At 44.3% G+C, this 20,504-nt stretch carries 22 protein-coding genes; all 22 read right to left on the reverse strand.

The genetic code is table 11. The features are described from left to right. Nucleotides 1–145 precede the first annotated feature (145 nt). The 22 genes from NSU15_RS20420 to NSU15_RS20525 all read right to left on the reverse strand — a co-directional run bounded on the left by NSU15_RS20420 (nucleotide 146) and on the right by NSU15_RS20525 (nucleotide 20,449). Nucleotides 146–793, reverse strand: coding sequence for a DUF1405 domain-containing protein (locus NSU15_RS20420; protein ID WP_076119768.1), 648 nt, complete (start codon nucleotides 791–793; stop codon nucleotides 146–148). A 92-nt stretch (nucleotides 794–885) separates the two neighbouring features. Beyond that, nucleotides 886–1,758, reverse strand: coding sequence for a menaquinol-cytochrome c reductase cytochrome b/c subunit (locus NSU15_RS20425; RefSeq protein ID WP_076119769.1), 873 nt, complete (start codon nucleotides 1,756–1,758; stop codon nucleotides 886–888). Nucleotides 1,759–1,784: 26 nt separating this feature from the next. Further along, entirely contained in the window at nucleotides 1,785–2,456 is a 672-nt protein-coding gene (locus tag NSU15_RS20430) for a cytochrome b6 (RefSeq protein WP_042129529.1), read from the reverse strand. 6 nt (nucleotides 2,457–2,462) lie between these two features. Then, a complete protein-coding gene (locus NSU15_RS20435; protein WP_042129531.1) occupies nucleotides 2,463–3,017 on the reverse strand; it encodes a ubiquinol-cytochrome c reductase iron-sulfur subunit in 555 nt (184 codons plus the stop codon). A gap of 239 nt (nucleotides 3,018–3,256) precedes the next feature. Further along, a complete protein-coding gene (locus NSU15_RS20440) occupies nucleotides 3,257–3,676 on the reverse strand; it encodes a DUF2487 family protein (RefSeq protein ID WP_339287410.1) in 420 nt (139 codons plus the stop codon). Nucleotides 3,677–3,878: 202 nt separating this feature from the next. Beyond that, on the reverse strand, nucleotides 3,879–4,058 hold the full coding sequence (locus NSU15_RS20445; RefSeq protein ID WP_042129535.1) for an IDEAL domain-containing protein: 180 nt from the start codon (nucleotides 4,056–4,058) through the stop codon (nucleotides 3,879–3,881). 246 nt (nucleotides 4,059–4,304) lie between these two features. Beyond that, nucleotides 4,305–5,387, reverse strand: a complete 1,083-nt coding sequence (locus tag NSU15_RS20450; protein ID WP_339287411.1) for a hypothetical protein — start codon at nucleotides 5,385–5,387, stop codon at nucleotides 4,305–4,307. 89 nt (nucleotides 5,388–5,476) lie between these two features. Then, nucleotides 5,477–6,064, reverse strand: a complete 588-nt coding sequence (locus NSU15_RS20455) for a histidine phosphatase family protein (protein ID WP_042129539.1) — start codon at nucleotides 6,062–6,064, stop codon at nucleotides 5,477–5,479. A gap of 182 nt (nucleotides 6,065–6,246) precedes the next feature. After that, entirely contained in the window at nucleotides 6,247–6,837 is a 591-nt protein-coding gene (locus NSU15_RS20460) for an anti-sigma factor (protein ID WP_339287412.1), read from the reverse strand. Nucleotides 6,838–6,842: 5 nt separating this feature from the next. Next, nucleotides 6,843–7,430, reverse strand: coding sequence for a sigma-70 family RNA polymerase sigma factor (locus NSU15_RS20465; protein WP_042129542.1), 588 nt, complete (start codon nucleotides 7,428–7,430; stop codon nucleotides 6,843–6,845). 812 nt (nucleotides 7,431–8,242) lie between these two features. Further along, the gene (locus NSU15_RS20470) at nucleotides 8,243–9,337 is read right to left on the reverse strand and encodes a prephenate dehydrogenase (protein ID WP_339287413.1); all 1,095 of its coding nucleotides are present in this window, start codon (nucleotides 9,335–9,337) and stop codon (nucleotides 8,243–8,245) included. Between the two features lie 47 nt (nucleotides 9,338–9,384). Continuing rightward, complete coding sequence (gene hisC, locus NSU15_RS20475) at nucleotides 9,385–10,482, reverse strand: histidinol-phosphate transaminase (protein ID WP_042129546.1); 1,098 nt, start codon at nucleotides 10,480–10,482, stop codon at nucleotides 9,385–9,387. A 59-nt stretch (nucleotides 10,483–10,541) separates the two neighbouring features. Then, nucleotides 10,542–11,366, reverse strand: coding sequence for a tryptophan synthase subunit alpha (trpA, locus tag NSU15_RS20480; RefSeq protein WP_339287414.1), 825 nt, complete (start codon nucleotides 11,364–11,366; stop codon nucleotides 10,542–10,544). Beyond that, nucleotides 11,363–12,562, reverse strand: a complete 1,200-nt coding sequence (gene trpB / locus NSU15_RS20485; RefSeq protein WP_042129551.1) for a tryptophan synthase subunit beta — start codon at nucleotides 12,560–12,562, stop codon at nucleotides 11,363–11,365. The genes trpA and trpB overlap by 4 nt, the downstream gene beginning before the upstream one ends. After that, on the reverse strand, nucleotides 12,559–13,236 hold the full coding sequence (locus NSU15_RS20490) for a phosphoribosylanthranilate isomerase (protein ID WP_076119773.1): 678 nt from the start codon (nucleotides 13,234–13,236) through the stop codon (nucleotides 12,559–12,561). Before NSU15_RS20490 ends, trpB begins: the two co-directional genes overlap by 4 nt. Then, a complete protein-coding gene (gene trpC / locus NSU15_RS20495; RefSeq protein ID WP_042129555.1) occupies nucleotides 13,229–14,059 on the reverse strand; it encodes an indole-3-glycerol phosphate synthase TrpC in 831 nt (276 codons plus the stop codon). Before trpC ends, NSU15_RS20490 begins: the two co-directional genes overlap by 8 nt. Beyond that, nucleotides 14,049–15,089: an anthranilate phosphoribosyltransferase gene (gene trpD / locus NSU15_RS20500; RefSeq protein WP_042129557.1), complete on the reverse strand. Its 1,041-nt coding sequence runs from the start codon at nucleotides 15,087–15,089 to the stop codon at nucleotides 14,049–14,051. Before trpD ends, trpC begins: the two co-directional genes overlap by 11 nt. 39 nt (nucleotides 15,090–15,128) lie before the next feature. Next, entirely contained in the window at nucleotides 15,129–16,694 is a 1,566-nt protein-coding gene (gene trpE, locus NSU15_RS20505) for an anthranilate synthase component I (protein WP_339287415.1), read from the reverse strand. A gap of 338 nt (nucleotides 16,695–17,032) precedes the next feature. Continuing rightward, nucleotides 17,033–17,407: a chorismate mutase gene (aroH, locus tag NSU15_RS20510; protein ID WP_042129560.1), complete on the reverse strand. Its 375-nt coding sequence runs from the start codon at nucleotides 17,405–17,407 to the stop codon at nucleotides 17,033–17,035. Next, on the reverse strand, nucleotides 17,401–18,504 hold the full coding sequence (gene aroB / locus NSU15_RS20515) for a 3-dehydroquinate synthase (protein WP_339287416.1): 1,104 nt from the start codon (nucleotides 18,502–18,504) through the stop codon (nucleotides 17,401–17,403). The genes aroH and aroB overlap by 7 nt, the downstream gene beginning before the upstream one ends. A 2-nt stretch (nucleotides 18,505–18,506) precedes the next feature. Then, a complete protein-coding gene (gene aroC, locus NSU15_RS20520) occupies nucleotides 18,507–19,676 on the reverse strand; it encodes a chorismate synthase (protein WP_339287417.1) in 1,170 nt (389 codons plus the stop codon). 611 nt (nucleotides 19,677–20,287) lie between these two features. After that, a complete protein-coding gene (locus NSU15_RS20525; protein WP_170880309.1) occupies nucleotides 20,288–20,449 on the reverse strand; it encodes a hypothetical protein in 162 nt (53 codons plus the stop codon). Nucleotides 20,450–20,504: the final 55 nt, after the last annotated feature.

The raw sequence follows: 20,504 nt of genomic DNA on the forward strand, positions 1-20,504 counted from the left end.
CTTCTACCTTAAGAAGAAACGACGTTGTCGTCTTTTAAAGACGATATTCATTTCTCGTAAAATTATAAGGATAAAGTATAGTATAAAACTAATACTTCTTATAATTCTAAATGTATGGCAAAGGGACAAGGGTTAGAACTGCTTGCTAGAACCTATTCTTAAACTGATAGATAGACTCAACTGGTCTTTGTCTACTACTAAACAACCAAGCAACAATTACGCTAAACACCGTAAGCGCCATTGTAAAGTATTGTACCTGAGTAACATCATCATTCAGTACAGAAGGTAACCATGGGTATATTCCATAGGAATAGTCCAGCAAATCGTTAGCAAGGGTCCAGAACAGCGCTAGCGGTATCATTTTGCGGAAAGAAAAGAATCGTGCATAGATCAAGGCTTCCACTGCCATCCCCAAATGGGAGATTACCAGCATCCAATCTTTCCACACTAGAATATCTCCTTGATACCCTCCAGCAAAAATCATACTTACCGCCCAAATCCCATACTTCACGGACGTCACTACCGCTAATGCTTCAATAAGCTCCCTAACGTTATTTCCCGTATAGCTTTTTGGAGGAAAGAGCATTAGCAACAGTGCCAAGGTAAAGAACAAGCTCGCGGTTGGACTATCTGGAACAAACGGCAGCAACCAAAGCGGAAAGTTAGCTGCCGTGAACTCCAATTGATTGCCATACCATATGTAGCCATAAATGGTACCGAGAAGATTCACAATAAATAACAACCAAATGATTCCTCGGTGTTTAAACAGTCTATCAAACCCATGAACTGACATACAGATCATTAACCTCCCAAGTAGTGGCAACTTTACGATTGACATACAAAAACCTGACCGCAGTTTCGATCAGGTTTTGCGTTATTATTATTTTACTGTTCGCTTTTTTGTTTGGCAAGCCAGTCTGCCAAGGCATCAATGTCTTGATCCGAAAGCCCCGCTCCCAGAGCAGTATCATACATCTTCGGCATCTGCCCTTGACCCTCTTTTATAATAGTAAGGATTGCTTCTTTATCATGGGTGTCCCCTACGCCACGAAGAGAGGGTCCACCAGCCCCTTTCAAATCGGCGGCATGACAAGAAATGCAGGTAGCTTGCTTAAAGAGTCCCATGGCTGGATCATCCTTGTCTACAATCGCTACTTCCTTTGCTTTAACTGCATTCGAGGTTGGGAGGCCCTTCGCCCTATTCTCCGCCGCCTTCTCTTCCCGTTGAACATCTTCAGGAATTTGACCGGTTTCAGCCATTTCATGTTTGTATTCAGTCCAAGCCGTATTCGTCAAGTACACAATCGCTGCAAGTGATAAGAACATCAAAGATGAAGCGATCGGTCTACGATAGAAGCGGCGTTCTCTGCCTGTATCCAGAAATGGAGCTAAAAGAAGTGAACCAAAAGCTACACCGGTTACTCCTAATGTACCCAGTACGATATAATCACCAGAAGCATATGGAAGCTTTAAATACTGATAGAGAAACAAGAAGTACCAGTCAGGAATTGGGATAACCGTAGCACTCGCATTCGCTGGAAATCCTAGCGGCGCAGGCTCTGAAATAGTAAGCACTAATATTCCTACAAGTACAACGACGCCAACCATCCATTCTTTCAGTAGAAAGTTAGGGATGAAGGCTTCCGATTTACCAGGATAGGCTGAATAGTCTGGAGGTGTGATAAATCCATTGCCTTTACGAACTCTGGTATCACCGACGTATACAACCTTTTCCTTAGAATTGTTTCCATGTGCCATCCGTATTCCTCCTCTCTCAGATTAACTTACAACGGTCCAGAAATCCCTTGTCTGCGGATCATAATAAAGTGTCCTACGAGCAGACTAAGAAGCACCGCTGGGAGGAAGAATACATGTAGTGCGAAAAACCGAGTCAATGTTTCTGCACCAACAATCGTACCACCTTGCATAAGCTCTTTTAGTACGGGTCCCATCACAGGAACAGAGTTAGCAATTTCAAGGGTTACTTTTGTTGCAAAATAAGCTTTATTATCCCAAGGCAATAAGTAACCCGTTAAACCGAGACCCAACATTACGAAGAAGATAAGCATACCCACTACCCAGTTCATCTCACGCGGAGCTTTGTAAGAGCCTGTAAAGAAGACACGCATCGTATGAAGGAACATCATAACAATAACTAGACTGGCACCCCAGTGATGCATTCCGCGGACAATTTGTCCAAAAGCAACACTAGACTGTAAATATTCAACACTTGCATAAGCATTGATAATATCTGGAACATAATACATCGTTAAGAACATACCCGATAAGATCTGAATCACTGTAATAAAAAAGGTCAGTCCGCCAAAACAATACACAAACGCAGAGAAATGATGGGCCGGGTTAACATGCTCAGGAACCTCGTGATCGGCCACGTCCCTCCAAATTGGCGTAACATCCAAACGTTCGTCAATCCAGTTATAGACATTTTTAAACATTAGAACCTACGCCTCCCCACTAGCTACTGTATTAGGCACAATATCACCCAAAAGAACCCAGCCGTTATCAAATTTCGTTTTATACTGGTCAAGCGGCTTTGGAGCAACCTCGAGATTTTTGCCGAGTTTAGTGTAACGCGCACCGTGGCAAGGGCAGTGATATTCGTCGGGATGAGCCTTATCGTTATTCCATCCGACCGTACATCCTAAATGTTTACATATGGGTGAAAGCGCATAAATATCACCCTTTGCGTCTTTACGGATCCACGCAGTCAGCGTCGCTGTGCTATCGTACCATCCGTCCTTCTGCTTCAATTCAAACGTAAATTCTTGGGGCTCTTCGGTGATTTTACTTATTTCAGCAACCTTTATAAATTCACCTGCGCCCTTCTTATGTAATATTGGGTCCACGACAAAACGGACCATTGGGAGAATTGTGCCTGCCCCCATAAAAGCAGTAGCGCCACCTAGCGTGTAGGTCAAAAATTGCCTGCGCGACATCTCTTTACGGCTGGGTGGTTGTTCAGGCCAAATATCCTGTTGATCATTATGGCTGCTCATACTGTTATATAACCCCCTTCACAAGATATAAGAAAGTATCTATGGTGTCCGATCAGAGATGCCTTACTATAAATAATCCGTTTTCAAATCTTTTCAATGAAATACATCACATACCATTTCGATTCAACCTAATAATAGCTTAGGCACCAAAACCCGTCAAGAATATTGTCTAATTTGTGACAGGCCAAAAAGTGATTTTCGCCTACAATTGTTGATTTTCTGTCACATTTAAAAGAGGTTCACCGTCGCCACATTTCTTGAATTTTCATACCAATATCACTATTAATCTTGCCTTCCAGAGAGGACTCAATAATAGGCAGAGAGAGCACTAAATCGCTTTCAAAGATTTCTTTCTTCAGAAGTGCTATATCCGCTGTCAATACTACGGCATACTGGAAACCACTGGATTTGACTTTTCGGCAAACCTCATTAATTAGCTCGACATATCCTCCCCCTCCATACTGAATCGCCGGGTAAGTTACGATACGCCCCTTGAATGGTATTTCCACCAAATCCATGAAATCACGTAATCTTTCTAATGCCTGAACCGTCTCAGGGGGACTCTCAGAACCGCTTAATCCTGTAAAAGGTATGAGACATGTATCATAGAAATTTCGATTGTCTTCCCATTGTTTAACTTCAAAATCACTGAATTTCATTTATGTCCATCTCCCTATAATACAATCCTTCGTCGTTTCCGCTGTTCACAAATTTGCCCGAAGTTATAAATCCCATTATATTGAAAGAGGGGTACAAACGTCTAGATTTAGATTTTTACTGATACAGAAAGTAAGCTTCATCGCTCCATTAGCAAGACCACAACAAATTAAATAAAAAAAGAAATGCGCTAAGCGCATTTCTTTATGCCAAACTTTTAAGTTCTTCTGTAAGATTTCGAAAAGCCAATTTATCTCCTGTAGCCAGCGCCGTGTCAATCTCACGGTGCAAGATGTCGGAGCGACGCTTTCGCAGCGCTTCATCCCACACCATTTCTGCCGCAAGTCCTAGCATCACTTCGTACGTAGCCTTCATTTTGTCCATTCGATACACCTCCGCTGTTTAAGAGATCCTTATTGCTTTAATATTTTGAATATCCATCAAGATGATTTGTTTTCGGTTTCAAAAGTGACGGCACCTACTAAATCATATTCAACAATCCTGTCTACGTTCTACATATTTACCCATTCTGATCAATACTTCATCTACTGTTCCTATCAGCAACCAAGGCGAAGTCCTCAATCTACATATGTAATCCCCATAAGCATTTGCTTGTATGCCTCCATACTACTATAGATGTTTAGGCACGGCTATCTCCATCCCCCACGGCGTCATCATCACAGCGAGTCCAACTGCGGTCTCCCCTAATTTAAGCATCCCAAGGTGCACCATCATCCGAATAATTCGTTGCTCCAGGATAGAAGCAGCATTGTCATAATAGAACGGTTTAATTAACCACCCTACCCCATCCACTAATGAAGGTACGCTCACCCAATTCCTTGCACTAATGCTTACCCAATACACAAGTGAAGGCAGGTTTGGTATAGCCCCCTTATATAGTTTTAACCAAAAAGAGAATATCTGCATCAACGAGTCGCATTTTCCATCGGCCAACACTGCCTCTCCTGTCGCTGTAAGCCTTAACCGAAACCCTTCTTCAGTGATCCAGCGGCGATGACGAACATAATCATACAGGAGCGCTAATCTAGGTGGATAATGCTCGCATGCCCTACCATAACCAAATCTCCAGCCGCCTTTGCTAAGAAGATCCTCCGGAATATGAAGTGCATTCATCACTCCTTGCTGATACCGCCTATACATTGCCCCTTCCTGATTCAGCTCCGGCTCATTTTCTTTAATATATCTCAGAAGCATAACCAGATCACCTAATAACAATTCGCCTTCATTTCGATACATGGCTGGTTCAGAGCTAACCGTAACCTTATCCTTGATATATGCGCTCATCGTCTCACGAAAGCGCTCTTTCAAATCTTTAGGCACTTGGAACAAATATCTGGTTTGCTGGGAGGAGCCACTAAAGAGCCAGCCTCCGCTTTTGAAACGAGAAACCATCTCCCGGAAACCTCCGGTCTTTCCTTCAGGAGCGTCAAACGAAGCCTGCCTAGCCACAGCCAACAAATCTTCTAGACTAAAGTAGCTGCGTTCATCAAAAAGTAATGTATTCAGAAACCGCAGATCCTCCGGAGCACATTCCCGGATATGAGACTCCATAAAACTTCTGCTACCCAGCATAATCAAAATACTCTGGATCAAGTCATGTTTAGAATTCAGCTTGCATTCACACCGGTAGCGTCCCGCTATGGCGGTCAGCTGTCCAATATCTGCATAAGTAAGCATATCCGCCAGATTCATGTTTTATCGCCTCACCGTTTTACTACCATTATGGGAAATACAGCCCATTTTATTCCCCTTAGCGCAAAAAAAATAACCCGATGCACGGGTTAACGCTGATTTTGCAGGATATGGCGAGTACAATTGTATAAAATAGGGTTCCATTCCCGCTCTTTCTTCTCTAAGATGGTTAGGGATAAATTCCCAATTCGTTCAGAATACTTATCCTTGTAAAGTGCAGTATACAGCTGAGCGAGGAACCCCCCATGAGAAATAACTAATATGTTCCGATCGGGATGCTGCGCAGAAATATCCTCCATAAAAGCTAGTGCACGAGCCTGAAGCTGCTCGTCGGTTTCTTGACCTAGCGAGAGCTGACTCCATTCCTTGCCCCACTTCTCTTCGCGTTCAGCGGCAGTAAGCCCTTCTACCTGCCCGTAAGCACGTTCCCGGATCCGATGATCAGGATCTAGCAGCGGTATGCCTAATTTATCAGCAATAATCTTGCCTGTCTCTGCGGCGCGGGAAAGGTTACTTGTAATGCAATAATCCCAGCGATACGGTTCCTGTAGTAAGCGGTCAGCAAGCATAGCAGCTTGCATCCGTCCTTCATCATTAAGCGGAATATCACTTTGTCCCTGAATCTTCCCAATTGCGTTCCAGTCCGTCAATCCATGGCGTATCAAGCCGATTAGCATATTGCCTCCCCCTTTTCATCCAAGTATTTGTCTCTTAATGTAACATGGATGCAATAAAAAGTCTTCTTTTATACATATTAGAATACAAAAAAAGCCCCTCATAACCTTAAGTAAAGGGACTCCTACAACGTTATTAACACTATTATATACTGTAACAGCCAAGTCATACGTCAATAGACCCTTTAAGATCTGCGATAGCGATTCAGCCGGGTTAGCGAAAACACTGCAAAACCCACGCCAAGCATGGATAACATCATCCAATATTGAGGATGAGTAGGTCCCATATTCACTACAAGCGGTTCAATAATCCCACCTTCAGAGCCTAAAATCGGATAAGTCGATGTCCATTCCATAGAACCTGCAATACCCGTCTCTACAATTCCACTTTGAGCCGCTGTGATATCAGTAGGTGTTCTAAACATAGTGAAGTAAAGAACACTGGATAAAAATACTGCCAGAAAGCAAGCGATCCAGAGGCTAAGCCGATGGCGGACAATAGCAGATGTCCCTGCGGATTTCCCATCACCTGGCATCAACCAAGGACTCTCTAGATAAATCCGTTCCATAACTTTAACATTTATGAGCTCTGCACTCTCTTCGCTTATCTCTTCCTTCAAATCATGCATAAGCTGACTACTTTCTTGCCACAAAGACCATTCAGCCGCGCAGTAAGGACAAGTTTCAATATGTCTTTCAAGTAAAATCCGCCTAGGATGTGTGGGGGGAGCGTCCCACAAGAGCGGAATACATTCTTGCGCTTCCCTGCAATTCATTCGCCTTACACCCTCTCAACCTGCTCTTCAACTTCAGGCTCATTGAAATAGGATTCGAGTTGAAGCTTCACACTACTTCTGGCACGAAACAACAATGATTTCACGGAGCTTACACTTTGATCCAAAATTTCTGCAATTTCTTGATAGTCCATTTGATCGTATTCACGCAGGATTAGCGCAGAGCGTTGTTTCTCCGGAAGATTATTAATTGCCTCACGGACTAAATTCATCCGTTCTTTACGCAATGCAGCCTGCTCAGGTGCTACCTCAAACGGTGCAACGGGAGTATATCCGCTCTCTTCTAGAGATACATTTCCGGCACGATTCTTACGAAGCTCACTTAGTACAGTATTACGAGCAATAGTGTACAACCAAGTTGAAAAGGAAGCATCTACCTCTCGAAAGGAATGCAAGCTACGGAATGCCTTGTAGAAAGTCTCCGAACAAAGGTCCTCTGCAATTAGCTCCATTTGTGAGTTTCTAAGCATATGATATACAAATGCCAATATTTTTCGCTGATAACGACGCATTAATTCTGAATATAATTCTGTATTTCCTTGTTTGATTTGCTGGATCAACTGGGAATCCGTCATGGTGAGATTGGCCCTCCTCGCCCTTGCACGTCTTTTCCCGTCCGGTCCGTACTTATTATACCGGTTAGGGCTTTAAAAGTTGCGGTGCTAACTGCAATTTTTTAGTTTATTACCAAGAAGAAACGATATTGTCGTCATTTTATGTAGGACAACCTTTTCTCGTCGAAATTTAAAGATAATGTATAACATAAGACTTACATGATCTTAAATTTTGAAATACACCTATGTATATTCAACCACCCAATATTTATGGCATGATGATTGTGATGAATATAAAAAGAAAAATGGCATACTTATAAAAGCATATAAATTTTATAACGAATCTAGAAATATACCAGATCTATTGTATCACAGATTCTCATAGGATGACATTAATAGACTTCAGAGCAGTAATCTCGTCAGCACGACCTGACATCAGATTATAAATAAACTTTAGCTCCAGCAATAAGACTTTGGTCACTGTAAAAAGACTTTAATCTCTTTTTTAATAAACTGTTGACAAAATGTAAACGTATACATATAATAAAAGTACAGTATGGTTTCTCTCCACTCCTATCCAAAAACTGTACAGTTCCAAGTAATTGTGAACTGTAGCCGCTTACTTTGTAAGCGGTCTTTTTTTTGCCTTGTAAGCGCTGTATCTAACTTATTAAAGATATAAGCTACCATCACTAGATCAAGTCAGCCAGGTTAGCGCCGGTCATTATCAATACCCTCTTCTGCATCCACTTGAAGCAGTTATTGTTCACAGCGTTATGCTTTTTTAGAGCCCATAATAAATAAAAGCCCCTCCATATTGGAAGGGCAACTAACTACACATATACGGTATAATCGTGCTGCTGCAGAAGCACCTTCGCACGTTCCATATCGTTCTCCTGTCGAAATGATAGGCGCATAATACCCGGCACATCTTCACGACTCTCGATGATTTGTACGTTACTAAGGTTAATGCCTTGGTCCCCCAGCTCAGTAGCAATACGACCGATAATCCCCGGATGATCCGGTACATCAATATGTAGGTCAAATAAAGGTGCTATCATGCCTTTACGCCGTTCAGGTAACCGACTGCGGAAGCCATTTGCTTCCTGGAAGGCCTCTTCAATCCCCACACCATCTTCACTTTCCAGTAGACGAACAAAAGAAGAAACTTCCTCGTTCCAATCCTTCAATAAACGAAGCATTACAAAACGATTGTTCAGTAAAATGTCTCGCCAAATTATAGGATCACTGGAAGCAATCCGTGTAATATCCCGAAAGCCCCCAGCAGCTAATGTGCTATATAAGGAGTCAGTATCATCATAGGCACGAATCTGATTCACCAGAGCAACGGCAATAATATGCGGTAAATGACTAATGGCGCCTACAATCTCATCATGACGTTCTGGATCAAGGCGTACAATCTGCGCTCTTGTGTGGTGTAGTAGAGACTCCAACGCATGATAAGCCTCGTCTGGTACGCCTGGAGGAGGCGTCAACACATAATACGCATTCTCAAATAGCAGTGATGAAGCCGCCTCAACACCTGAGCGCTCCGATCCTGCCATTGGGTGTCCGCCGATAAAATGTACTCCAGGAATATCTAAGGAGACCGCACATGCGGCAATACTAGCTTTCGTGCTTCCAACATCTGTAATAATGCAGCCGGGTTTTAGAGGCAATTTACTTAATTGTTGCAGATAATCCTCTAACATCCCTACCGGTACACATAAAAAAATGAAATCAGCATCAAGTGCCGCTTCTTCAACAGAAAGCGTGGCTTGATCAACCACACCTCTGCTTATATATTTACTCGCGGATTCAGGACGGTGGGCATGTCCTACGACGGTCAGGCCCTCCTTGCCTTTAAAGCAAAGGGCCAGTGAGCCTCCGATCAGACCGACACCGAATATAGCTATTTTTGTCGTCATGTTCTTTGAACTACCTGCCTTTTTTAGTCTAGTCTTGCTGTTTATTACTAAGCGCGCACACCATACTCTATAAGCGTTTGTTCCAGCGCAGTTATAAACGCTTTGTTCTGTTCAGCAGAGCCCACAGTAACACGAATATAAGTAGGGTAAACTTGATGACCTGCTCTTACTATGATGCCTTTACGCATCAAAGCATCGAAAACCTCGGTTGCAGGTTTACGAACATCTACCATAATGAAGTTCCCGTGTGCAGGGAAAGATTCTAGTCCCAGACGTTTGAATTCACCTTGTAATTGGACAATACCCGCGCTATTAAGACGACGGCATTGCTCCACGTAATCTTGGTCATTCAAGGCAGCAAGAGCCGCCGCCTGCGCAAGACGAGAAGTATTGAAAGGCTCACGTACCTTGTTGATCAATGAAATAATCTCAGGACTAGCAACGCCATAACCAATACGCAATGCGGCTAAACCATAAATTTTGGAGAATGTGCGAAGCACAACCAGATTCGTATAACGATTTAATAATTGGATACCGTTGGAGTAAGAAAGATCTGTTACGTACTCGCAGTATGCTTCATCAAGGACAACCATTACATTCGAAGGAACAGCATCAAGGAAAGAAACCAAGGCTTCCTCTGGTACAATCGTTCCTGTTGGGTTATTCGGATTACAAATCCAGACAACCTTCGTGCGGTCCGAAATACGGGCCAGCATCCCATCCAGATCATGTGTACCCTTTACAAGGGGTACCTCGATGGATACAGCGCCTTCGATATCTGCGTTACTCTTATAGACAGAAAAGGTCTGGTCAGCCATGATTGTCTCATCACCTGGCAAGAAGAAAGCACGAGCAATAAGAGCAATAATCTCATCAGAACCACAACCAAAAATAATATTATCGCTATTTACACCAAGCCGGCTGGCAAGTGCTGCCGTCAACTCAACGGCCGATCCGTCTGGATATAGATAAAGATTCTCAAGCTCTGCTAGAATAGCCTCTTTAGCACTCGGGGAAGCTCCATACGGGTTCTCATTGGATGCAAGCTTAATAACCTCACTTAAGCCGAGCTCCTTCTTAACTTCGTCTATAGGTTTCCCTGGTTTGTAGACAGGGAGATTAACTATATTCGGTTTTGGATTCATGAATAGTCCTCGCTCTCCATAGTTGATTACTCCACTATACACAGGTCTAAATGACCCTGTTATGGTCTTTTAAATTGTGCCACAAATTCTCGAATTTGCAACAGCCCCTCATTCCGTGTGACAGGATTGTCGAGCAGCGGAATGACATCTTCTATTTTGCGGACAATGGCACTGCCTACTACAACCCCATCGCAAATCTGAGCAAAGCGGGCAACCTGTTCACCCGTTGAAATACCAAATCCAACAGCTACTGGTAGGTCTGTTGCTTGACGTACAGAATCAATAAACGCTTCTACATCAGCATGAAAAGTGGATCGTTCTCCTGTCACACCTAACGAGGATACACAATAGATAAACCCACTCGCACCTGAGACAATCTTCGCAATCCGTTCACTTGAGGTCGGTGCAACCAGTGGAATCAGATTAACGCCAACCTCACTACTGCGGCGACGCATCTCCTCTGATTCCTCGACAGGAAGATCTGGAATAATAAGACCACTAATCTCATGAGCATTCAGTTCTGCAAAAAATGTATCCAGTCCCATTTGCAGAATAGGGTTGTAATAGGAAAACAAAATAAATGGCAATTCACTTCCAGCTTGACGAGCCTTTAACGCAGTCTCCATGCAAGTACGCAGGTGAACCTCACCCCGCAGAGCACGCGCAGACGCTCGCTGAATGACAGGGCCGTCTGCAAGCGGATCAGAGTAAGGAACCCCTAGCTCGAGAATATCTGCACCTGCTAGTTCAAGCTCGGCGATGATGGCAAGCGTAGTCTCTAGATCAGGATCTCCCACAGTTAGAAAAGGAATTAATGCCGTCTGTTCTTCAGCTTTAAGCTTCCGGAATACCAAATCCATTCGGTTTGTAGTTTCGGTTGTCATTCATTTCCCTTCCCTTCTGTGTACGCCATGATCGATTCCACATCTTTGTCTCCCCGGCCTGACAGACAGATAACAACAATATCGTCCTTGGTAAGGGTTGGACCCATCTTTACTACATGGGCTATCGCATGTGCTGACTCTAACGCTGGAATAATGCCTTCCGTCACGCATAGCAGCTTCAGTGCATCTAACGCCTCTGCATCTGTAATCGGGACATATTTTGCGCGTTCGATATCTTTTAAATAGGAGTGCTCAGGACCTACACCAGGATAATCCAGACCTGCGGAGATAGAATGAGCCTCTGTTACTTGACCATGTTCATCCTGCAGAAGGTAACTCATCGAACCCTGGAATACGCCATGAGTCCCCTTACTCATCGTCGCCGCATGAAATGGTGTGTCAATTCCTTTGCCTGCTGCCTCCACACCAATCATACCGACACCTTCATCCTCTACAAACGGATAGAACATGCCGATGGCATTACTACCGCCGCCTACTGCAGCAACAAGCACATCCGGCAGTCTTCCTTCAGCCTTCAGAATCTGGCGCCGCGTTTCATCACCAATCACCCGCTGAAAGTTACGAACCATCATCGGATAAGGATGTGGGCCTACGGCAGAACCGAGAATGTAAAAAGTATCTTCCACATTGCTAACCCAGTAGCGAAGCGCTTCGTTGCCGGCATCTTTTAAAGTACGCGATCCTGAAGTAACGGGAATCACCTCAGCTCCAAGCAGCTTCATACGGAATACATTGAGTGCCTGGCGACGAGTATCCTCTTCCCCCATAAACACCTTACATTCCATACCAAGTAGGGCTGCAACCGTAGCAGTAGCAACACCATGCTGACCAGCTCCAGTCTCAGCGATCACCTTGGTTTTACCCATCATTTTAGCCAGAATTCCCTGACCAATCGCATTGTTAATCTTATGAGCGCCCGTATGATTCAAATCTTCACGCTTCAAATATATTTTAGCTTCTCCCAGATGTTTACTTAGACGTTCTGCATAATACAGTGGGGTCTCCCGTCCGGAATATTGCTTTAATAGATAATCTATTTCTTCTTGAAAAGCCGGGTCCGCCGAATACTTCTGATAGGCTTCCTCCAGCTCAATCAATGCAGTCATCAAAGTTTCGGGCACGAAGCGCCCTCCGAATGAACCGAAACGTCCATGCTGGTCCGGTACTTGTGTCATGATTGCTTCACCCTTTCCACAAAAGCTGTCATTTTAATAATATCTTTAACGCCTTCACTCTCTACTCCACTAGATACGTCTACTCCGTACGGAGCATAAGTATCTAGCAACTCTCCTACGTTATTAGGATGAAGTCCTCCAGCTACAAATAACGGCAAACCATTTCGTAGCGCGATTTCCTGATAATCAGGCAACCTCTCCCAAGCGAAAGTGCGCCCAGAGCCGCCGCTCTGCTGAGGATCATAAGTATCTAACAATACAGCATCAACGAAGCCTGCGTATTGTTCCAATGTATATTTGTTTTCGGCGTCATCACGCTCTTTATCAGCAACAGACAATGCCTTCCACACCTGAACTTGTGGGAAAGCTTGCTGAACCTTTTGACAAAAGGCTGGACTTTCCTCCCCATGTAACTGAATAACATCTAGTGACACAACGGAGAGCAGTTCGCTCAGCTCATCCAGCTCGGGATTAACAAAAACCCCAGCAGCTTTAGGCTTGTCACTAGTCTTCCATTGTGGAAGCTCAGCAATCAGTTCGGAAGCACGCTCCAGAGTAATCCTGCGACGACTAGGTGCGAATACAAATCCAATATAATCTAGTGGTAAGTGTACCATAGATTTTAGCACTTCAACGTCCTGAAGTCCACAGATTTTTACCAATGTCTCAGCCATGCCGGACACGGTCCTTTCCATTTGGGAGCATACCTAACAATCCATTTACCGCATCTTCTACATTAGCTTGACGCATTAGATATTCCCCAACGAGTACACCATGAGCGCCAGTCGTTCTTAGGTAGTCAATATCACTTGGACCTGCAATTCCGCTTTCACTGATCACAGGGACGCCTTGAGGTACTAATGCTGCAAGTTCTGCCGTTGTCTCTAAGGAAGTCTCAAACGTACGCAGATTACGATTATTAATGCCCAGCAGTATATTAGGATGAGTTATTTTGTCTGTACTTAATACCACCGCAAGCTCGTTTCGATCATGAACTTCGATCAATACATCCATTCCAAGTCCTGTGGCTATATCTACAAAATGAGACAGTTTATCCGGTGTCAAAATTGCGACGATTAACAACACCGCATCTGCTCCAAGAATACGCGCTTCATAAATCTGTTTCTCATCAATAATAAAATCTTTGCGGAGCAGCGGAAGATTAACGCTATCCTTCACTTGCTGCAAGTAGGCAGCGCTGCCCTGAAAATAATCCCTATCCGTCAAAACAGATAAACAATCAGCGCCTCCCGCTTCATAGCCTTTTGCAATAGAAACAGGATCGAAATCTTCACGGATCAAACCTTTAGAAGGGGAAGCCTTCTTCACCTCAGCAATCAATCCCATCTCTCTGTTCTTCCCTTGGGTCAGCGCCTTACGAAAGCCCCTAGTCTGAGGGAGTGCTGCTATATCACGTTCGGCTTGAGCTATAGAAAAGCGTTCACTGAGCGCCTCCACCTCTTTGATCTTTGTAGCGACAATTTTATCAAGATACATAATTAAGCTCCTCCGTCATCACAACAAGCTGATCCAGCTTGGATAATGCCTTACCCGAATCCACTACTTCTTTTGCTTTCTCGACGCCTCCGGCCAAGGTATCTGCCAGACCTGCAACATATATACATGCTCCCGCATTAGCTAACACGATATCGCGATAGGGATTGATCTCACCTTGGAGCACGGAGGTAATAATTGCTGCGTTCTCAGCTGCGTCTCCACCCAGAACGGCTTCAAGCGGATGTCTGTTAAGACCTAATCCCTCCGGAGTAATTTCATAAGTGGTCACTATACCCTCTTTTAGCTCAGACACTAATGTAGAGGCAGAAATGCTGATTTCGTCTAGACCATCCGAACTGCTTACAACCATTGCACGCTTGGAACCTAGCTCCTTCAGTACATTAGCCACCGTCTCCGTCTTATCCCGGTCATAAATCCCCAGCAGCTGACGGTCAGCACCTGCTGGATTTGTAAGAGGACCCAGCATATTAAAGATCGTTCGTACACCAAGCTCTTTACGAGGTGCTGCTGCATGTCGCATCGAAGGATGGTAAATTTGTGCGAATAAAAAGCAAATGCCAATGCGATCCAGACATTCTCGAGCCTGCTCTGCATTCAGATGAATGTTAACACCTAAGGCTTCAAGTACATCAGCACTTCCCGCTCTGCCTGAAGCCGAACGATTGCCATGCTTTGCAACTCTAACCGAAGCCGCAGATGAAATAATCGCTGAGGCGGTTGAAATATTAAATTTATGGATGCCGGAACCGCCCGTACCACAGGTATCTAACAAACGTGCGCGGTCAGTCAGTACGGATGTGCCGAAACCTCTCATAGCTTCCGCAAAACCCGTAATCTCCTCCACGGTTTCTCCTTTAATTCGTAAAGCAGTCAGCAATGAACCGATTTGTGCTTGTGAAGCATCTCCAAGCATTATAGCACCCATTATATCCCGTGCTTCAGTACGTGTCAGATTTTTGCCTTCGATCAGTCCGGCGATTCCTGATTGAATTAATTTCGTTGCATCCATAATAATCTTCCTCCCAGCCTTAATGAGTTACTATATAAATCAAACCACTTGTTCAGGGGTATATTCGTACATATAATCTTGGTTGATGACTTGCTTCTCTTTCACTTCAGATGGAAACATAGCTTCTGCCATACGAATAGCCTTCAGCATGCCCTTCGCTTTATTCACGGTTTCCTCATACTCTTTCTCAGGAACCGAATCCCAAACGATACCTGCTCCGGCCTGCACATATGCGCGACCTTTCCGGAAGATGATCGTACGAATGGTGATACAGGAATCCATGTTTCCAGAGAACCCTAGATATCCAATGGCTCCGGCATATGCTCCTCGCGCTTCTTTTTCCAACTCAGCTATAATCTCCATGGCCCGTAGCTTAGGCGCCCCGGAAACCGTTCCGGCCGGCAGACAAGAGAGGAATGCATCAAAGAAATCTTTATCCTCACTGAGTGTGCCTGACACATTCGATACCATGTGCATGACATGAGAATATCTTTCAATTTCCATAAAGGAATCGCATTTCACTGAACCAAATTTGGATACTCTGCCTAGGTCATTACGACCCAGATCAACAAGCATCAGATGCTCTGCACGTTCTTTTTCATCCTCCAAGAGCTCCGCAGCAAACGCCCGATCCGCTGCTTCACTGTCCCCCCTTGGCCTTGTTCCAGCAATTGGCCGTGTCTCCACCCGATTTCCATCCACCTTTACTAGCGCTTCCGGTGAAGTACCAACAATAATCTCCTCATCCATTTTTAAATAGTACATATATGGGGAGGGGTTAAGTGTTCTCAGCATTCGATATACATGCAGCGGAGAAACCTTCGTTTCAATATGCAATCGCTGTGACAAGACCACCTGAAAAATATCGCCTGCACGAATGTATTCCTTCGCTTGTTCAACATTGTTGATGTACTGTTCTTTAGTAAGATTTGAATGAATCTCACCAAGCTCGATATCCTGAGGTATGCTGCGACGATTCACATTTTCCTTAGGACCTTCTTTTTGTAGATCTTCAGCCATGTCCTCCAGCTTACGACTCAGGATTTCATAATTGGATCTGATATCCGAATCTGTATCTCCGTCTTTTACATGCAGGTTACCAACAAGTAGAATCTGCTGCTTCACATGGTCAAACACAATGATCCGATCACAAAACATAAATCTTATATCATCCATTTGGAGATCATCCACTGGATGCTGAGGCAGCTTCTCATAATATTGCAGCAGATCATATCCAAAAAATCCTATAGCCCCTCCGGTAAACGGAGGCATTTCGTCAAGCTTAGGACTACGGTATGAACGGAGTAACGCTTTAAGCTCCTCAATCGGCTTTCCGTATAGTCGCTTCTGCTCTCCTCCGACCTCTACGTTAATTGCACCCTTTTTACCGGATATCATCAAAAAGGGATCGCTACCGATGAAAGAATACCGTGCCCATTGTTTCCCGCCCTCTACACTTTCAAGTAAGAACGCGCGATCACGTTCAGCGAAACGTTGGAATAATCGGATAGGTGTTTCCATATCCGCGAGCAGTCGCTTTACAACAGGAATCAGATTATAATCCCGCGACAGCTTTACCACCTCTTGAACACTTGGATTCGTCATTGTTAGATGCCCCCTTAGATATATGAATGGTTCCGAAATACAAAAAAACCCTCTACCGAAGTAGAGGGTTTGTGTAAGTAAGTATATGTTTTTGAGCATGGATCAGCATACTGATGTAGTGTTTACAGACTTATCCCTAAATAAGATACACCACTGATGTGAAAATAACACTTCAGTGCATATCAAAATAAAGACTCTGCTTACACAATACATGCTAATCTAAAAAACTTCTTGCACTCTGCTCAACTATACTCATCTCAACTAAACTAAACTCTTCTATACTCGGCTAACTACACTATACATGATGACAAGGGTCATTGACAACCCACAACTATAATTTAAGACTTGCTCTCTGATAAATCCGGACGTAGCTTCTGAGCTTCATTCAGATAAACATGGCGAATCTCACGCTGCGATTTATCCGTATTAATCTGTACCATCAACCGAATACACTTCGGTAAGCTGCCTTTAACCGGGATTTCTGTTGAACACATAAGTGGAACCATTTCCCAGCCCTCAATCTCACGAATAGCCCTTGCCGGAAAAGTAGCATCCAAATCATTGGTCATCGTAATCCATACATTGCTTATATTCTCAGCTACAACATCATTGCGTTCTACGATTTCACGCAGCAGTATAACTGTCTCTCGTAAAATCTCTGCCTCTTCGTTCTTTGTCACGGTTGTTGCTCCGCGAATCCCTCGGTTTACCACGGTGGTTCCTCCTTCTTAAGCTCTGCGAGAACCTCTCGCACAAGTGACTCCTGCACATCATTCACAATGCTTACAGAGCCTATGGAATCAGGCACGATAAAGGTCATCTTGCCTTCTTTGAATTTCTTATCATGCATCATAGCTTCCATCAGTTCATCTTCATCATACTCGGAAGGAAGGCGTACCGGTAGCGATAACGCGGACAGCATGGATACAGTATCCTTATAGATGGAAGCATCACGTCCAAGCTTCACAGCCAATAGCGCTGAACCCGCCATGCCAATCGCAATCGCTTCCCCATGCAGGAACACACCGTACCCACCAACGGCTTCAATCGCATGTCCGATCGTATGTCCAAGGTTCAAAATCGCTCGAAGTCCATGCTCACGCTCATCATTTCCTACTACCTCTGCCTTGATCGCACAGCCACGCTCTAAAGCATAACCTAAAGCTTCGACATTCAGACTTAGCAGCTCTTCGGCATGATCACGACACCAATAGGCGAACTCTTTGTCCACCAGGAGACCGTGCTTTACCACTTCAGCCAGACCCGATGCGACTTGCCGTGCTGGAAGAGTACGTAACGTATCCAAATCGTAGAGTACCATCGACGGTTGATAGAAAGCCCCAATCATATTTTTAGCTAATGGATGATTGACTGCCACTTTACCACCTACACTGCTATCGTGAGCTAATATCGTCGTCGGAATTTGTAGAAAGCCGATCCCACGCATATAGGTCGCTGCTACAAATCCAGCTAAATCTCCAACTACACCGCCACCTAAAGCCAAAACCGCTGAATTACGGTCTAGCCCTGCTTGAATCGCAGTTGTCATGACCTCTTCATACACGGTTAATGATTTAGAAGCTTCACCTGCTGGCATAATGTGACTAACCACAGTATAGCCATGAGAACGCAAAGCTTCTTCAAGTGCCGGCAAATACCTTGGCGCTACTTCACTATCACTCACCACTAACAGTGGACTACGCTCCGAAAATCCTGCTTCAGCACAATAACGGGCGATGTCCTTAAGTACTCCACTACCGATAAGGATAGGGTACGATCGATCGCCTAAGTCTACATTAATTGTACGCATAATTAGTAGCTCTCCAGCTGTGATAAGTAATTTTCATAGTTCGCTTTAATTTCTTCCAGTGAATCTCCACCGAATTTATCAAGAAAGGCTTTTGCAATTTCCCATGCCACTACACTTTCCAGTACAACACAAGCCGCTGGAACTGCACAAGCGTCGGAGCGTTCAACTTGCGCTGTAAATGGTTCTTTCGTGTCGATATCTACACTTTGAAGCGGTTTATAAAGGGTAGGAATCGGCTTCATGACACCGCGAACTACAACAGGCATTCCGTTAGTCATACCACCTTCAAAACCGCCTAAGCGATTGCTTGCACGGTAGTATCCTTTAGAAGCTTCATACATAATTTCATCATGGACTTGCGATCCACGCAATTTACCAGCTTCAAACCCAATGCCAATCTCCACACCTTTAAAGGCATTAATTGACATTACCGCCCCAGCGATTGCTCCGTCAAGCTTCCGGTCTGACTGTACATAGCTGCCAAGTCCAATAGGAAGTCCTTCGACGATACATTCAACGATTCCACCGATGGAGTCGCCCTCTTCCTTAATCTGATCTATGTAAGCCTCCATCTTCTGTTCCGTTTCTTTATCGACAACTCTGACAGAGGATTGTTCCGTCCGCTCAATCAACTCATCGATAGGCAGATCGTTAGCAGGCCCTTCAATCTCACCGATACGGATGACTTGTCCTGCTACTTTCACGCCAAAAGCCGCCAACAGCTGTCTGGCTACAGCGCCACATGCGACTCTGGCTGCTGTTTCACGAGCACTGGAGCGCTCCAGAACATTACGAAGATCCGTATGGTTGTACTTCAATCCGCCGTTCAGGTCTGCATGGCCAGGACGCGGCCGGTTTACGCGCCGTTTTTCTTCATCACTGCCAGGAATAGGCTCAATATTCATAATGTTCTTCCAGTGGGTCCAGTCTTTATTCTCTACTACCAAGACTACTGGAGCACCTGTAGTATAGCCATGACGCACTCCACCTACGATTTGTGCCGTATCTTTCTCAATCTGCATGCGACGTCCACGTCCATATCCCTTTTGTCGACGTTGCAATTGAAAATTAAGCTCTTCAAAATCCAAGGTCAAATTACTAGGCAATCCCTCAATAATGGCCGTGAGCTGGGGGCCGTGCGTTTCCCCCGCTGTTAAATAGCGCAAACTCATGCTGCGTTCCCCCTTTTATACTTTTAAACTGTAAACCGCTAAAATCCTAATGATCTTTGCTCATTATAGTATAGGCAATCCTCTTTGACAAGAAAGGGATCTTCCTAAAAAGGCAGCCTTCCCGACAAAATAATGTGTCCGAAACTTGCTCAAAAAGATCCAAAACGTACAATTAACTGCATCTGAGTCTGTTTACACATGAGCTAGTAGTTTGTAACCCCTCTGGTGAAATACTATGGCTGAGGGTGAAAAGATGAAAAGATTCGGTGCTTCAGTGAGCCTGGTATCTTTAAGATGTTGATGATTAGGGAAAATCTCCCTGATTATAAGCAGATATTGATCCATTATCTATGAATTGAGGAAATTCTCCCTAATTTTCCGTGAAATCACCTCTTTGTCTATCTTTTCGATGGATGATTAGGGAGGTTTTCCCTAAAAAACCTTATTTCCGTGTATTTATCAGAATAATTAGGTACATTTTCCCTAATTCACATTATGAGCGTTACTGTTGAGGAAGTGCAGAACTTCTATTTCCTTATATTTTTAAAGAAAAAGCGCCATTCATACTCTAAAGAGTATAAATGGCGCTCCTCGGCTCAGTCCGGCGCTTGTTAGCTGCCGATCCGCTGACTCGTTGAAGGAAATGTAGACTTACGCTCTTCCAGTTGCAGAAGGCGCTTCAATTGCATTTCTTCTACACCGAGAATTTGCCCGCACTCACGAACGGTGATAAAGCCTCGTTTGTACGCGGCAATGACCTTGCTTTTGTCCATCGGTTTAACGATCCTTTCGCTTAGCTTACAGATTCTACTACCCAGTATCACTGAA

It is taken from the genome of Paenibacillus sp. FSL E2-0201, from assembly GCF_037963325.1.
GTDB lineage: Bacteria > Bacillota > Bacilli > Paenibacillales > Paenibacillaceae > Paenibacillus_AQ.